A 16,202-nucleotide genomic window follows, 5' to 3' on the forward strand; every position below is an offset into this window, starting at 1 on the left:
TACTTAAATTTGCTCAGTTCCCTGAAAAATTGTTAGTTAAGAGAATAGTAGGTTGAGTGTAGCGATCGCGTAACCCAACAAAGTATGCGTAAATGTTGGGTTCCGTTCCTCCACCCAACCTACACCTCAGTTCCCTGAAAAATTGTGGGTAAAAGGTTAATAACAGTAGTAAATCCGAAAAAATAAATATACAAATACAGCAATCATTCTCATGCTTGTTCTTTGGCGATCGCCCCAACTCACCACGATTAGCTTGTAAAATTATGAGTAGTAATATTAATTTTTGTAAAGCTAATCTTAATGTCACATATTGTTGTTAACCAAAATCAACCCCGTGTAGTTGTGATTGGTGCGGGAATTGGCGGACTGACGGCGGCGGCGTTATTAGCCCACCGTGGCTACAGCGTTTTAGTCCTTGACCAAGCCATTGTACCGGGGGGTTGTGCTTCGACATTTAAACGTCAAGGGTTCACTTTTGATGTGGGTGCAACCCAAGTGGCAGGTTTGGAACCGGGCGGGATTCACCAGCGCATTTTTGCGGAACTAGAAATTGATTTACCGCCGGCTACTCCTTGTGAACCGGCTTGTGCAGTTTATTTACCAGGAGAAACCACTCCGATTAATGTTTGGCGTGACCAAGATAAATGGCGTGAGGAAAGACAACGGCAGTTTCCGGGTAGTGAACCATTTTGGCAGTTAATGGCAACTTTATTTGAAGCTAGTTGGGAGTTTCAAGGACGTGACCCAGTGTTACCGCCGCGTAATTTGTGGGATTTGTGGCAATTAATTCAGGCGGTGCGTCCGAGTACATTTATCACTGCGCCGTTTACATTGTTCACGGTAGGCGATGCGTTAAGACTATGCGGTTTGGGTAATGACCAGCGTTTGAGAACTTTTTTAGATATGCAATTAAAGTTGTATTCTCAGGTAAACGCTGAAGAAACAGCCTTACTATATGCAGCCACGGCGTTGAGCGTTTCCCAACTGCCCCAAGGATTGTATCATCTCCAAGGTAGTATGCAGGTGTTGAGCGATCGCTTAGTTACTGCTCTAGAAAGAGATGGCGGACGGTTATTAATGCGCCATACTGTTGAACACATCAAAGTCGAAAATGGTCAAGCCACTGCTGTTGTTATCCGCAACCAAAAAACAGGCGAAGTTTGGACAGAACCAGCCGACCATATAGTAGCTAACGTGACTGTCCAAAACCTAGTGCAGCTTTTGGGGGACAAAGTACCGTCCGGTTACAAACAGCGAGTCGAAAAACTACCGCCACCATCAGGGGCTTTTGTGGTGTACTTGGGTGTGGATGCGAGTGCGATTCCTGTAGGTTGTCCGCCCCATTTACAGTTTTTATACGATGCCAATGGCCCCATTGGCGAGAATAATTCCTTGTTTGTGTCTGTGAGTCATCCTGGTGATGGTCGCGCCCCAGAAGGTAAAGCCACAATTATTGCGTCATCTTTTGTGGATTATCAGCAATGGTGGCAAACTCCAGATTATCAAGCATTGAAACAAAAATATACCGCAGATGCGATCGCTCGCCTCAATCAATATTTTTACCTCAAACCAGAAACCATCATTTACCAAGAAGCTGCCACACCCCGCACCTTTGCTCATTACACTGGACGCGATCGCGGTATAGTTGGGGGCATTGGGCAAAGAATACCCACCTTTGGCCCCTTTGGTTTTGCCAACCGCACACCGATAAATTCTCTCTGGTTAGTCGGCGACTCTACCCACCCCGGCGAAGGTACGGCTGGCGTGAGTTACTCGGCGTTAACCGTGGTGAGACAACTTGAGGCGCAAGCGAAATAAGGAGTAAGAAGTAACTGGCATATTTTTTCTGTAGGGTGTGTGACGCAACGAGAAGATTTAAACGTAGTCATCAAATTTATAGCGTCACGCACCAACTACCAATCGTGACACTTATAAGCTATTAAGCACTTAGTTTGCAGTTTAGACCGCAGGGGAGCAGAGGGGCAGAGGGGCAGAGGAGAGAGTTTAAGTCATTTATGTACAATTTCAATAGTGCAGCTTAAATGCTGATTAGCTTACCAATTTAATATGAAGCTGCACTAAATGAAACTCTAGATTCTTGGCGCTCTTGGCGCTCTTGGCGGTTCGTTTCTTAAGATTCTGTGCATCTTCATGCAGAACTGGTATTACGTAAGTCCTATTAGGTAAGAATGAGCAGTTTTAGGGATTAGTTGAAATTGCAATCTTCTATACCGATTATGTAGCGTCACCGTCATTTAGTTTCAATCCCTAATAGGGATTAGTTGAAATTGCAATCGAAATGATGTTAGGCAGACTTGATAGTTTACAAGGTTACTATGTTTCAATCCCTAATAGGGATTAGTTGAAATTGCAATTTTGTGCGGGATAAATGCGATCGCACCAAGCACAAGTTTCAATCCCTAATAGGGATTAGTTGAAATTGCAATCAGATATTTTATTGTTCAGAAGCAAATCAGTAATAGTTGTTTCAATCCCTAATAGGGATTAGTTGAAATTGCAATGTTAAATCTTAGTTTGCTTAAAGTGCGATCGCTCCCGTTTCAATCCCTAATAGGGATTAGTTGAAATTGCAATACACTCTAGGGTATGTGAATATATCAAGCACTTACGTTTCAATCCCTAATAGGGATTAGTTGAAATTGCAATAGCGGGAGCCAGAAAGCGTTGTCCTATAAAGTTTTCAAGGTTCAGTTGCGCGGATGGAAAAATTATAACACAGCATAATGCAAATTGATTGACACAAAAACGCTGGAATCTATACATAGCAAGGTGCGCGGATGATTTTAATTTATTTTTTTGGCAAAAGCTTGTGCTGAAAGGAATACAGCCATTTTCCCGAACCGCTATTTTTGAACACCTACCCATCCGCGCGATCGCCAAAACTACCAAAATTAATTTAACACCAAATTTGCAACACCCGACCTTGTAATTCTCGCCCCATCCAAGGTGTATTACTCGAAAGTGTCTGTAAATTTTTCCTTTCCACTTTCCAGGTTTGCGAAGGGTCAAACAAAGTTAACTCGGCTTTTTGATTAGCAGTTAATGTGTTTAATTCCTGTCCCAAACATTTTGCGGGATTACTACTTAAAGCTTGCCATAATTCTAAGGCTGTAAATTCTCCCGTTACCACCAGATTTTGCCACAACAAAGGTAAGGCTAATTCTAAACCAACTGCTCCTGCTGGAGCTTCGGCAAAAGCTTGGACTTTTTCTTCATAAGTATAAGCCGCGTGGTCGATCGCGATCGCATCGATTACACCTGTGCGGACTCCTTCACGCAAAGCTTTTAAATCGCTGGGATTTCCCAAAGGCGGATCTAAATGCAAACTGGTGTCATAACTTTTAACATCTCGGCTACCCTCGATGTTAACCCTTCGGCTTCGCTCAGGGTTAATAGATGTGGTATCCAATAACAAGTGCATCCAAGTAGTGCTGGCGGTGATGGGTAAACCAGCAGCCTTAGCAGCCGCAATTAATTCCACACTCCGCGCCGTAGAGACGCGCATAATATGAACTTGCAAATTACCAGTCGCCGCCACTAATTCTAACAAAGAGGCGATCGCAGTTGTTTCGGCACTGGCGGGAACTGGTGGTAAACCAAAACGCAACGCATCTACCCCTTCACGCATCACACCATTCGAGGTAAGCTGGCGATCGCAAGGCCAAAAAGCCACAGGTTTAGCCAAAGGCTGTACATATTCCAGCACTCGCCGCACCAACCCCAAATTATCCAACGGATGACTATCAGTAAAACCCACCACTCCCGCAGCCGCTAAATCAGCCAACTCTGTCATCTGCTTTCCCGCCACATCCAAAGTAACTGCACCCCAGATGTTGAGTAACGGTGTCGGGGTGTCGGGGTGTGGGGGAGATAAGGGAGAGGGGGTAGATAAGGGAGAGAGGGGAGACAAGGGAGAGGGGGTAGACAAGGGAGAGGGGGTAGACAAGGGAGAAGAAACATAGTTTCTTCCTTGTCCACCTTGTCCACCTTGTCCACCTTGTCCCCCTTGTCCACCTTGTCCCCCACGTCCCCCTTCCCCTCTCATCTTCTGCAACTGCGCCACCAGCGCCGGATGATCAATGGCTGGAGATGTATCAGGTAAAATGCCAATTCTGGTAAAGCCACCAGATGCAGCCGCTTGCAACAAAGATGATAAAGTTTCTCTCTCTTCAAACCCTGGTTCGCCAGAGTGACTATATAAATCTACTAACCCAGTTCCTAGAATTAATCCCCGACAGTCTCTAACTTGAGTCTCATTACTAATTGCCGAAATTTGTGCAGCTACAGCTTGAATACGACCATCAACTATTAGGACATCGGCTATTTGGTCAGTGCCAGAAATTGGATCAATTACTCGGACTTGTTGTAAAAGTTCATTCATAAAAATCATACGTTAGGAGTGACAAGTCAGGAGTTAAGAGTTAATGCCGTGTGCAACTTTCCCTCGAACCTAACCCCCAACCCCTTCCCTACGTTCGCGCAGCGTGTCGCAGACAGGGAAGGGGAGCAAGAATCAAACCCGCATTTCTCACAAGCTTCAGGCGTTTGATGGGGCAGAGAGGCAGAGGTGCGGAGGGGCTGGGGAGAGAGTACCTTCATTCTCCCCAGCCCCCTGCTCCCCTGCTCCCCTGCACAGGCTTTGAAAGGTGTGGTGAGAAATCTGGGCAAAGCCTCTCTCCTCGTAGGGGAGAGGTTTGGAGAGGGGTTTAAAAATAAGTTGCACATCACGTGAGTTATGAGTATTTAGGTTTGACTATTCACACCTAATTTATTACCTCATTTCTGACTCTTCACTCCTCCCTGTTTTATAATGCTCCAGCTGCGGTTTTATCCAGAACACCACCACCCAAATGAGCCGTGATATTCATTGCTTGTAATACCGGAAAACCATCAAGTCCGTTGGGATAGTCAATCACGCTAACTGCGCCATTACCTTGGCGGAAATTCCAAAAGTTTTCTGCTGTTAAACCGAGAATATGACACAACAAGGTTTTATTAGTTGCATCGTGAGCCACTACTAATCCTGTTGTGAGTTGATTATCTAATGCGGTTTGCACAATAGATTGCCACGCCGCAACGCTACGTTCCCACACTTGTTGTAAATTCTCACCTTCTGGCATTTGTACCTCAGCTGGTACAGTCCGCCAACGGTGTAATTCTCCCGGAAATTCTTGTTCAATTTCCTTCTCTAATTTCCCTTCCCAAAGGCCATGACTAATTTCTCGCAAACCATCTTGCAAATCTAACTGAATGCTGGGATGTTGACGCAATATAATCTCGGCTGTTTCTTTCGGACGTTGCATAGAACTACTCACAGCAAAGTCAATGGCTACATCCTTGAGAAATTCGCCTGCTTTTTGCGCTTGATTTCTGCCATTGTCATTTAAAGGAACATCAATTTGTCCTTGAAATCTAGTTTGACGGTTCCATTCAGTTTCACCATGACGCACTAACAACAACCGCACGCCTTGATGACCGGGACGCAATGAAGGTAAAGCTTCCCCCATGTGCTGCGTTTGGTTCATCGATTCTAGTTGGACTGGTTCACCCAAACCGCCAGCAAAATTCAATACAGTCACACCACAGTTAGATTGCTGGATGGAGTGATAACGGCTGGGAGGAATACCCAGTGCTGTGCTAATCAAGGCGCGGTTAATTCCGTTATGCCCAACTATTAAAATAGTTTGACCTTGATGCTGTGGCAAAATATCTTGCCAAAACTGCCGTGCTTGTTCGTACAAAGCCAGAACTGGAAAATGCTCTCTTGTCCCCTCAGCATCTTGAATTTGCATTACCAATTGGTCAGGATTTTCATGCCAAATGCGATAGTCTTCAGCAAACTTCTGCTCAACATCCGCAGTTAGCATTGTCTCCCACAAAGGCAAATCAATTTCCAATAACTTATCAGAAGTTTGGACAGCAGCAGACTCTTGAGTATTGGCTAACTCGCTTTGAATAATCTCGGCGGTGAGTTTAGCTCGTTGCAGAGGACTGCAATAAATTGCCTGAAATGAAATATTGCTGAGGGCTTTGCCTACTTTACTGGCATCATTACGACCTTTTTCTGTTAATTTTGACGCATCCGTGCGCCCTTGAATACGCCGTTCGGCATTGTAGCTACTCTGCCCATGACGCACAATGATGACACGAGTCATCGGCTTTGCCCTCCTCTATCTAAAGGATTAATTTTACTCTAAAGTGTTGGCAGAATAACCTATTTAGATAGATTAGATACTGATTCAGAATTACGCACAAAGATTATCTGTAAAGACCGGGTGTGGGGTGAAAGGGTATGGGGTGTAAGGGTTTTGAATCAGCATTAGCTTAAGTACACCCTTCCTAAAACCCTTGATTTTTCATCTCACTGCGTAAATCCTAATGAAGATAGCCAAAAGTTTCTGCCTGTAGGTGGGGGTATTCCATTATCAAGCCAAAATATGCTTGAAGTTGGGGGAGATTCCTAAGAAATGCCAACAGATGGAAATTAAATATGCAAACAGAAACAGACGCGAGAACTATAACAGCATCGCTTCACACAGTTGGTAACACTATTCGCTTGACAGGCTGGATTACTTTTTGGGTACAGCTAGGACTGGCTGTGGTGTCTGGGATAGCTGTATTGTTTGCTTCAACTGGGCGTGGCTTTGCTGACAAACCAAATGCAGGTCTAGGAGTCGGGATATTTTGGGCTATCTGCGGGATTGTGGCTTTATTATTTAGTGTGTATTGGGATTTTCGTTATACACGTCTGGGTAAAAGGTTAGAAAATCCGAATCATGCTTTACACCCTAGCAAAGCCGACACGATCGCCACTATCAGATTAGGCATAATGATTAGTTTAGTGGGAATACTATTAACTCTTTTAGGTGCTGGCTCAACTTTAGGCGTTTTAGTCGCTAAATCTATCTCCCAACCACCAGGGGTAGCAATTACAGACCCCAATAAAATTATTCGAGCGTTGGATGTGTTTGTCGCCGTAGCTAATATTAACGGGATTACTGCTCACTTTATCGGTGCGATCGCTTCTTTGTGGTTGTTAGAACGGGTGCATAAGCACTAGAGTAGTAAGGTAATTTTACCTGTTGTGGTGCTGCTCGAAATACAACAGTGGCTATATCTGGTTGGAGTGCGGAACGATAAACTATACCTTCATATCCACACTTAAACTGACGATGAATATCAATATCATAAATTTTGGCGGCATGATAAAAACTAATTTCACCATTTTCGATTTGATAGTATAGCTCTTGTGCCAATGTTTCTGAGTCAAGCAGTATTTGATACAAAATCACTTGCTCAAATTCGGCGCGATTTTGCTGAAAAAAATGCTCTACTTCATCGGCAAATAATACCTGTGCGAGTTTGTGAGATAATAGGCGATCGCAAATTCCTCTTTCCCAATCTTCAGGCGTAATTAATTGATCAGCTAACCATTCCAGTGTATCTGCGGCTCTTTCTAAATGTCTTTCCCGGCGCTGCTTTTCTGCTTCTGCTTCAATTTCTGGCGGTGTAATAGTAATATCTCTATAGGAATACGGTTTGATTCCTGAATCTAGTTGTGTAGACAGGGAGTAGGGAATGGGGAGTAGGGAGTAGGAAAGAAGCCTGATCTGGGTGTACTGATTTTTTTCAGAAATCAAATATGAGTCCTATAGTACAGCACGGCGGCTTGACGGATGATTTTGTGAAATAAAATCTGTTGATATACTTCCTTCAATCTCATTTCTTTTTTGAGGAATTGCATCACTTCTTCTGATTCCAGCAAAATTTTTGACAAATCACTCATTAGTATTCATACAAGTTAAAAACATACCAGCTTACATAAAAAACTGGAAGCTATTTGGGCTTTTAGCTTCCAGCCAATACTGTATCCATTATGTGTTATTACAGCAGAGATGATCCTGTTTGGTAGAACTAGGATTTAGAGCATTAAAACAAAAGTGTAGTAGTTATATGCTCTATCAGTAACAACAACTGTTAACTGTTAGGTTGTCTATTTCTCTGACTATAAAAGTATGGAAGACTCTACTAAGTTTCCCCCACCATAGAGAAACTGACTAGAGGGCATTGAAAGTAAAAGTTGCGGAAAACCAACTTTTTAACTTGTTGATGCTCAGGCTTCCTGAGAAACAAAACAACCAATAGCAACAGTTTGATTGTCTGTCTTGGTTTCAGAGTTATGTACTCTTTGGGATACTGACTGCTTCAGCAAAAACAATCAGTTAAATGTATTTCATAGTCAGATATTCAATGATTTTATCATTGTTGATGAGCTTATTGACTCATCTGCTCTATGTATAATTTAAATGATATTGATAGTTTAAATTTGCCATTTTGGCACATTTTGGTAAAAATTTTTATCCCTAATTCTTCTCTTGATACCAAGACTAAATCAGACTTTTCATACTCTAGAAGCTTGGATCTATGACAACAAAACCCACCTGGAGAAATTATCTCAAAGATGGGTTAGTTAATTGGAAACAGTATAATTAACGTGATATTTTTACATAAATTTCAATAATTAATGACATCATGTTATTTGCTGTTTGTCAAAGCTCGACATTCAGGACTGACAGCAACTGATTGAGAAAAGTAATGAGTAATGAGTAATGAGTTAGAAATTTACTTATTACTCATTACTCAATTTTAAGGAAAAATCTTGAGTGCGATCGCTTGATGTTCTGGCATTTCTTGGGCTAACGATTGCTCCATATTACCGCCACGAATTTCAGTTTTTTGCTTTACCTACTACCTCAAGGTAAGTTAAGTCTTTAATTTTGCCCAAGCAATGAGTTGCGACAGATTTATCCGCAGATGATACTTCTTGTTGTTGCGTTCTACTTGGGGAAGAATTTTCTTTGAGCAATCTGTTATAAGTGCGATAAGGAATGTAATGTAATGGATTGTAACCAGCAACACGTAGCATTAACACACATGCCCAAGAATACTTACCAGCTAGAATTGCTTCTACTATTTGGTCAAATTGTTGAGGATTGATACCTTTATTAAAGTTACTGACGCTAGTTATGTTGTGATTCATAGTGTTAATTGCACTGGGGAATTAGGTGTTACAGGTAGTCAATAATTAATCAATAGTTGTTGCAGTTGGATGTTGTAACAACTACCCTCTAAATTTATGTTTAGTTTTAGCTATAAGCCTGTGGAGAATGACTAAATATAGCCGTGAAGGCTGCTTCATTCTTGGTACTGAGGTGAGAACTGCATGTGTTCTGATGATGATGTCCATGAGCTTGACCTTGGAGGAGAAAGTTAACTGTATTTCATTTAGTAGTTAGTTACTTTTCAATCTTTGGTAATGTCATTTTAATGACTATAACAATCTGGCTTGGCTCTTGGTAGACGCAGTTTTATCCTCTGTTTGTCTTCTCAATACTTAGTTTAATCTACTGCCCTGATAATTTTACCGTATAATCTTTCGCTTCAGTTTTTCTAGCAAAGTTTGGTGAGAAGGTGATAGTTTTCCCTGAGAACATCAACGGTATTTAGCAAAAAAATTAATAGCTACTTTAGTATTTATACTACGTTTTTTTCTAAATGTCATCTTCTCAATTAAAACTTTACCAGTAAAAAATACGGATTTTTTTTGATGTCTCCATTTGTATGTTCTAAGTTTTAGTATTGTCACGGATTCGCTGTTTACTGAGGGGTTTGACCCCTCATTTATTGTTCATAAGAAACTTTTCTTTGGTTCAAATTCATATAGAAATTTACCATTAACTTGTCTAATAAACAATCACTAAATATCGTAATTCCTATAGCAATATCAAAAACAAAGTAATTTTATGTATTTGGCGTTGTTAAAAATATTTTTAACAAAATATAAATTTCATCCGGGAATCATGAATAGGAATTATCTGTGGGGACTGGGTGAAGGGGTATAGGGCTGGCAGTACAATTAGTCTGGGGCTATACAAACAAAGCTTGCCTAGCCTATCGCTTTCAAGCCATTCCCGCCTAGAACTAAAGTTCCAGGCTCATAGCCAAAGTCCACTTAAGTGGACTGGAATACATTTTTAGTTGAGTCATCTGAAGATGACTTGCGCTATGAGACTCGGAATGAATGCAGTCCTAAATCATTCGTGAACCAAAAGATCCCCGACTTCTTCAAGAAGTCGGGGATCTGAGCCTCTCGATTTTCACAAATCAAATACGATCGCTGTCGAAACGCTTTCTTAACTGAACTGTGTTAATTAATCAAGACCAATGGTTGCCATCAACTTTTGATGGGTGCTTTGTTCAACCAAAATACCTTGGTTGAGAACTAGGATATGGTCGGTGTGGCGCAGACTAGAAAGGCGATGGGAGATGATAAAAGTAGTGTGGTGCTGATTCAAATGAGCTAATTTCTGGTACAAACAACGCTCAGATTCAGAGTCGAGACTGCTAGTAGCTTCGTCTAGAATTAAAATTTTGGGGTTACTAATTAAAGCACGAGCGATCGCAATTTTTTGTTTTTGTCCACCAGACAGCCGCAAACCTCTTTCCCCGACTGGGGTGTTGTAGCCTAAAGGTAGTTCGCGGATGAAACTGTGAGCTTCGGCTAATTTGGCGGCGGCGATCGCTTGTTCAGGATGCAAATCTGGATTATACAGAGTAATATTTTCTAAAATCGTGCCGGAAAACAAAAAGTTATCCTGGGGGACAAAACCGATTTGACTGCGTAACGATGGCGGCGATACCGTACTAATATCAATGCCATCAATTAAAATCCGCCCATTTTCGGGACGATATAAACCCGCCAGCAAATTGACTAAGGTGCTTTTACCGCAACCACTCTGACCAATTATCCCGACAGTTTGCCCTGATTTGACGTGAAAAGAGACATTTTGCAAAGTCTGACGCTGGTCATCAGGATGATAGCGGAAAAATACATTCTCAAACTGCACTTCACCGCGAATTGTCGGCATTACCTGTAAAGGTTTTTGGGAATTTTCTTCTGGCTGAGAATCTAAGACATCGTTAACTCGCTCTAGGGCTGTGAATACTGCGGGTAATTCATCCCATAACTCTACCAATGCCAACACAGGATGAATCACATTACTCATCAACATATTGAACGCCACCAATTTACCCAGTGACATATCCCCAGTGATGACTAGTTGCAACCCACACCATAAAACAACTGTTGTCGCAATGTGACTAACTAAATTCCGCAGCATTTGTAAGACATTGGCTAACTTCTGTCCCCGTAACCGCGCCTTGAGCATTTTCAGCAACTGCTTTTGCCAATATGTCTGCACTGAAGCTTCGGCGGCGGCGGTTTTGACTGTGACAATTCCCGTGATGATTTCCCCTGTGGCAGAATTTTGGCTGGCGGATGTTTGCAAAACTTCCCGCGATATCTGCTGGAGGAATGAACTTGCACCCACAATCAACATCACAACGGGGATAATTCCACTCACAACTAATAAAGTGAGTCGCAAATTGAGGTTAGCCATCACCCCAAAATAGACAAGAATCATCACCGCATCAATTGGACTAGTAATAGCGCGACGGGTAAAGAACTGTTGAATTTTGAGATTTTCGGGAATGCGGCTGAGAATATCTTCGACTTGGCGGGTGGTAAAAAACTGTAATGGTAGCTGTAAGGTATGTTTGACGAAACCACCAATTAAATTAACATCGATGCGACTGGCAAAATAATCGAGCAGATATTGTCGCTGTGCATTTAAAACAATCCCCCAGACACCCAAGCATAAAAAGCCGAGTACAAAAGCATTTAATGTGGAAAAGTTTTTCAGTAATAGTATTTGGTCGAGAATCACTTGGGTAAGTAAGGGAGTCGCTAACCCAAAGACTTGCATGACCAGAGAAACCAGAATAATGTATTGAATAAGTTGGCGATCGCGCTGTAATATCTGCCAATAAGGACGTAAGGCAAGTTTCTCGCTGTTGCGGCTGTGAAAGTTGGCGGTTGGATTTAATAAAAGTGCGTATCCTGTCCAATTGGCTTCAAAGTCTTGGCGTGATAGCCATTTTTTCCCCTTCGCTGGGTCAGCAATTAAAATGCGATCGCCTTGAATCTGCCAAACCACTATATAATGATTGCCTTGCCAGTGAGCAATCCAAGGATTAGTTTGCGACTCTAGCTTGGTTAAACTCGCCCTCACTTGTAATGTTGTGTAACCCAAGGTTTGGGCGGCTGTGGCTAAACCTGCTAAAGATGCGCCTGTACTGTCTATAGCTGCTAAGTTGCGTAAAGTATTGAGGCGGAAGCGTTTACCCCAATATTGGCTAATCATTGCTAAACAAGCCGCACCACAATCTGATGAACTTTGTTGCAAAATCAAGGAATATTTCCGCCGTGGTTTAGCTTTTGGCTGTTGGGGAAAATCAATTTCTGCGACTGGGGAAATTTCTGCTTGGGAAGATTCCGGTTTGGGAAGGGGAATTTGGGTGATTGCGGAATGATCAATAACTGATACTTTTGGTTGTGGATTTTGACTAGTAAATACTTGGGCTAATTCCCACTGTTCAATCGGTAGCTGGTAAACTAACAAGTCTGTCTCCGCAATTGCATCGGGAGATGTCACATCAGGATATCCCCAGCTATCGCCAATTAAGAGTGAAGTTGTTCCTCCGGCTAACCAAAAACGTCCCGCATTGGCTGGTGTAGCTGTATTTAAAGATGAGCCAACGGGAATTTTGCTAGTAATTATATAAGGTAAGAATTGCCGTAAACTTGCACTGTTGAGCGATCGCAATTCTGTATAACTTTTAAAGAAAATCAGTGCTTGACGCTCGAATGCTAACTTTTGCCAGTGCTTTTGGAGATTTGGTAAGCGTTGTAACCACACTTGTAAATCGGCAATTGTAATTTGGGCTACAAAACCCGGACTTGCACCGATGGCACGGTATGATAAAGGGCGATCGCAAAACAAATGATCTGCGCCAAATGTCTGTTCTGCTAATAACAACTGTGGAGAAACTTCCCTGCCCAAAGTCTCATCAAAACTCAACAAGCGCACTTTACCTTGACATACCAAGTAAAAAAAATCGCTGTTATCTGCTGTAGCTGTATTCTCAGTGTATCTATTTAAATTATCACCTAGTTGAAACTCTTGAATTGTCCACAACTGAATAAACTCTGCGGCTAAATCTGTATCCCCGACAACTAAGTTCAAAAGTTTAATAATGATTGCTGCTAAAATATTAGATTGCTTTTGTTTACTAATTTTTAGTTCTCCCTGAACTCTGAACGAAGAAGCGGGGTTCATGATTGATTTGCTGGTCTTGGTGTATGTTTTTTGATGTTTGACGACGTGATTTGATGATAAAAATTATGTAAATAAATGATGATTTTTTAGGTTAGATATAGCAACACATCAATCATTAGTGTAGTAATATTTTGCCTTTAAATACTTTTTAGTCTATTTTTAACATAGGCTATTTGCTATTAGTAATTGAGCAGATACAAGTGAGAATATTTGTGATTTATTCTCGAAATATGTCAGCGAGTATTCAATTTTTCCTGAGTGTTACTTACATTTTCTGTTAATTTGTGCAACACCCGGAAAATAAAATGACATTTTGTACAGGTCAGATTTGGGCAGGCAACATAATACTGTGCAAGACAGGAATATTAACAGGACTTACACACCAAAATTGTCTGTGAAGATTGGGTGTAAGGGTGTAAGGGTGTGTGGCGTGGGGGTTTTAGATACATACACACACCACTTGGCTCAAGTCGGGAAACCCACCCACGCCAGTGGCTCCCCCATACCCTTGATTTTTCGTTTTTATGCGTAAGTCCTAATTAAGCCAGCCACGGTTTTTAGAATGTAACTAAAGTTACTGTTTTTTGGGCGATCGCTGGTTACTTCACCACATAAATTATTCAGCATTGGTAACTTTCAACATCCGTACTCAACACTTGGCGATCGGACTTGATTTAACTGTAATTTCTGTGGTAGCCTGCTTTTACTCTTAAATACGGCAAATCTACCGACGAACCGTAGTTTAGTGCAGTGTATGACTCACTGTGCCTCCTTCCTAGTTTGCGGAAACGAAAATATCACCTTATGCCAAAAGACTGGTTTGAATGGCACGACCTCTACAAAACAGAACCGAGGTTGCAGCAGCGTTTAGAAATTGTGCGAGAATTTATCGCCCACAGTTTAAATTTCTCTCCATCAGGAGTAATTCGCGTAGTCAGTGTCTGCGCTGGCGATGGACGAGATTTACTCGGAACTTTAGTAAATCACCCACGCGCTCAAGATGTTCACGCACGACTTGTAGAGCTAAATCCCCAACTCGTAGAACGTGGGAAAGCAACTATAGAATCATTAGGTTTAACAAAACAAATTGAGTTTATTAATGGTGATGCAACTATCGCCTCTAACTATCTAGGCGCAGTACCAGCAGACATTGTGATTGTTTGTGGCGTTTTTGGTAATCTTGCCGACGAAAATGAACTCAATCGCTTATTAGGAAATTTGAGTTTCCTGAGTAAAAAAGGTGCTTTTGTCATTTGGACTCGCGGACATTCCAATAGTATTCCCCACTCTGAAACAGTCCGTACATCTTTACAAAAAGCTGGGTTTGCAGAAGTCAACTTTAAGCTGACAGCAACCGGAGATATGGGTATAGGCATTCATCGCTATCTTGGTGAAAATGTCCCTGAACCCAAAGAGCAACAGTTTTTTGTATTTTCTGGCATTGCCAATAGAGCCAGATAAAAAATTATCTCTCCGTTATCAATTAATCTAGCCGTACAAAAAAATTATGGTCGCTACCTTTAAACCCCAATATACAAACATTTTTCATCGTGTTACGCGATTGTTAGCTCCAGGGTTGATTAGCATTGCAACCTCATTCACATTAATCAGTTGCACACAACCAACTCCAAAGGCAGAAACTTCATCTACCGCAAATAACGTATCTGATGTCAAGCCAGCAGGCATCAAAACCAAAGTCTTGCGGATGGGGTATCAGCAAGCTGGTGATTTAGTCAGGGTGACAAAAGTATTAGAAAAGCGTCTAGAACCTTTGGGGGTGACAGTAGAATGGTCACAATTTGCCCAAGGGCCACAACTGATGGAAGCGATGAATGTGGGCAAAATTGATTTGGGTTCCGTTGGTGAAACGCCTCCCATCTTTGCCCAAGCGGCTGGGGCGCAGATTGTCTATGTTGTTGGTTCACGACGCAGCGAAAATAGTGGTAGAAGCAGTGCGATCGCAGTACCACCAGATTCACCAATTAAGACTTTAAAAGATATCAAAGGACAAAAAGTCGTCTTCCAAAAAGCATCAGCATCTCACTACTTTATTCTCAGAGCTTTAGAAGATGTCGGTTTGAAATATAGCGATATTAAAGTTTTGAGTATCCCCAACGTAGAAGCCAGCAGTGCCTTTCTCGAAGGTAAAATTCCGGTTTGGGTAACAGGTGATCCACATCTAGCCAGAGCTGAAAAACTAGGTAAAGCCAGGATTTTACGAGATTCTCAAGGCCTCGACTCTCCAGGCGGATATTATATTGGTGGCAAACAATTTGCTATAGACAATCCAGAACTTTTGCGAATAGTGATTGAAGAGATTGACAAAATTCAACGCTGGGCTGAGGCGCATCCCAAAGAAACCGCCCAACTCATTGCACCCTTTCAAAAACTACCACCCGACGTGATGGATTTAGTCATTAGCCGCCGTAGTTATGGGTTAAGAGCCATCTCTCCCGATTTAATCCAAGAACAACAGCGAGTAGCTGATTACTTCTATAAAAATGGCTTACTTCCCAAACCTGTGAATATTCGAGAAGCAGTGTTAACCCCAGAGCAGTATGCTGCAATTACCCCAGCCACCATCAGCCAAAAATAGCATCTGTGCTGATGTTCTCCTTTGAGTTCTGCCAGAAATACTCTTTGCTCATCTCTACTTCCAGTCTGTACAGATAATTTCAAAAATCCAATACGAGTCTCACAGATAGCCATTTTGTGTGATTTAGCTTTTCATCCCCAAATGATTCAATAATTTGGGGATTTTGTTATCTACATAAACAATGTCGCCAAGAATACATCAATTTCATCAGAGCGATCGCATCATTAATCAATAGCATTGATAAAATCTAGTGTAATTACTGAAAGCATTTATTATGATGTTAGTATGTTGTAAGTTGATTTAGAGGATTGACTCAAAAAAATCAAACGTTAAAATAGACCAGTTGA

The 16,202-nt window shown here is 41.8% G+C and carries 10 protein-coding genes, 1 pseudogene and 1 CRISPR repeat array; of the genes and pseudogenes, 4 read left to right on the forward strand and 7 right to left on the reverse strand.

The window, feature by feature from the left end:
- Positions 1–13: 13 nt before the first annotated feature.
- Entirely contained in the window at positions 14–307 is a 294-nt protein-coding gene (locus tag H6G28_RS12030; RefSeq protein ID WP_190670977.1) for a hypothetical protein, read from the reverse strand.
- Between H6G28_RS12030 and crtD the strand changes: the two genes are divergently transcribed.
- On the forward strand, positions 301–1,818 hold the full coding sequence (crtD, locus tag H6G28_RS12035; RefSeq protein WP_190670979.1) for a C-3',4' desaturase CrtD: 1,518 nt from the start codon (positions 301–303) through the stop codon (positions 1,816–1,818). The two genes, H6G28_RS12030 and crtD, sit on opposite strands and share 7 nt — an antisense overlap.
- Before the next feature lie 440 nt (positions 1,819–2,258).
- A CRISPR array of direct repeats spans positions 2,259–2,667; the repeat unit is 37 nt; unit sequence GTTTCAATCCCTAATAGGGATTAGTTGAAATTGCAAT.
- 250 nt (positions 2,668–2,917) lie between these two features.
- Here the strand turns inward: crtD and H6G28_RS12040 are convergent.
- Together H6G28_RS12040 and H6G28_RS12045 are read right to left on the reverse strand one after the other, a co-directional pair.
- The gene (locus H6G28_RS12040) at positions 2,918–4,402 is read right to left on the reverse strand and encodes a dihydroorotase (protein WP_190670981.1); all 1,485 of its coding nucleotides are present in this window, start codon (positions 4,400–4,402) and stop codon (positions 2,918–2,920) included.
- Positions 4,403–4,826: 424 nt separating this feature from the next.
- Positions 4,827–6,176: a histidine phosphatase family protein gene (locus H6G28_RS12045; RefSeq protein ID WP_190670983.1), complete on the reverse strand. Its 1,350-nt coding sequence runs from the start codon at positions 6,174–6,176 to the stop codon at positions 4,827–4,829.
- Between the two features lie 335 nt (positions 6,177–6,511).
- On the opposite strand from H6G28_RS12045, the gene H6G28_RS12050 reads away from it, so the two are divergent.
- The gene (locus H6G28_RS12050; RefSeq protein ID WP_190593293.1) at positions 6,512–7,081 is read left to right on the forward strand and encodes a DUF3611 family protein; all 570 of its coding nucleotides are present in this window, start codon (positions 6,512–6,514) and stop codon (positions 7,079–7,081) included.
- Here the strand turns inward: H6G28_RS12050 and H6G28_RS12055 are convergent.
- From H6G28_RS12055 to H6G28_RS12070, 4 genes and pseudogenes are all read right to left on the reverse strand, one after another.
- The gene (locus tag H6G28_RS12055; protein WP_313949910.1) at positions 7,029–7,601 is read right to left on the reverse strand and encodes a peptidylprolyl isomerase; all 573 of its coding nucleotides are present in this window, start codon (positions 7,599–7,601) and stop codon (positions 7,029–7,031) included. The genes H6G28_RS12050 and H6G28_RS12055 overlap by 53 nt on opposite strands.
- 56 nt (positions 7,602–7,657) lie before the next feature.
- Positions 7,658–7,807, reverse strand: coding sequence for a hypothetical protein (locus H6G28_RS12060; RefSeq protein ID WP_190670985.1), 150 nt, complete (start codon positions 7,805–7,807; stop codon positions 7,658–7,660).
- Between the two features lie 860 nt (positions 7,808–8,667).
- Positions 8,668–9,061: pseudogene (locus H6G28_RS12065) on the reverse strand (HetP family heterocyst commitment protein).
- 1,171 nt (positions 9,062–10,232) lie between these two features.
- Entirely contained in the window at positions 10,233–13,259 is a 3,027-nt protein-coding gene (locus tag H6G28_RS12070; RefSeq protein ID WP_190670992.1) for a cysteine peptidase family C39 domain-containing protein, read from the reverse strand.
- An 804-nt stretch (positions 13,260–14,063) separates the two neighbouring features.
- Between H6G28_RS12070 and H6G28_RS12075 the strand changes: the two genes are divergently transcribed.
- Both H6G28_RS12075 and H6G28_RS12080 read left to right on the forward strand, forming a co-directional pair.
- Positions 14,064–14,720, forward strand: a complete 657-nt coding sequence (locus H6G28_RS12075; protein WP_190670994.1) for a class I SAM-dependent methyltransferase family protein — start codon at positions 14,064–14,066, stop codon at positions 14,718–14,720.
- A 46-nt stretch (positions 14,721–14,766) separates the two neighbouring features.
- Positions 14,767–15,855 (forward strand): aliphatic sulfonate ABC transporter substrate-binding protein, encoded by a 1,089-nt coding sequence (locus H6G28_RS12080; RefSeq protein ID WP_190593297.1) that lies wholly within the window; start codon positions 14,767–14,769, stop codon positions 15,853–15,855.
- Positions 15,856–16,202: the final 347 nt, after the last annotated feature.

Origin of the sequence: Nostoc sp. FACHB-190 (assembly GCF_014696905.1) — a bacterium.
GTDB lineage: Bacteria > Cyanobacteriota > Cyanobacteriia > Cyanobacteriales > Nostocaceae > Nostoc_B.

Coding starts and splice junctions, on each gene's coding strand:
- crtD (WP_190670979.1), top strand. CDS start 301: ATGTCACATATTGTTGTTAACCAAAATCAACCCCGTGTAGTTGTGATT.
- H6G28_RS12040 (WP_190670981.1), bottom strand. CDS start 4,402: ATGAATGAACTTTTACAACAAGTCCGAGTAATTGATCCAATTTCTGGC.
- H6G28_RS12045 (WP_190670983.1), bottom strand. CDS start 6,176: ATGACTCGTGTCATCATTGTGCGTCATGGGCAGAGTAGCTACAATGCC.
- H6G28_RS12050 (WP_190593293.1), top strand. CDS start 6,512: ATGCAAACAGAAACAGACGCGAGAACTATAACAGCATCGCTTCACACA.
- H6G28_RS12060 (WP_190670985.1), bottom strand. CDS start 7,807: ATGAGTGATTTGTCAAAAATTTTGCTGGAATCAGAAGAAGTGATGCAA.
- H6G28_RS12070 (WP_190670992.1), bottom strand. CDS start 13,259: ATGAACCCCGCTTCTTCGTTCAGAGTTCAGGGAGAACTAAAAATTAGT.
- H6G28_RS12075 (WP_190670994.1), top strand. CDS start 14,064: ATGCCAAAAGACTGGTTTGAATGGCACGACCTCTACAAAACAGAACCG.
- H6G28_RS12080 (WP_190593297.1), top strand. CDS start 14,767: ATGGTCGCTACCTTTAAACCCCAATATACAAACATTTTTCATCGTGTT.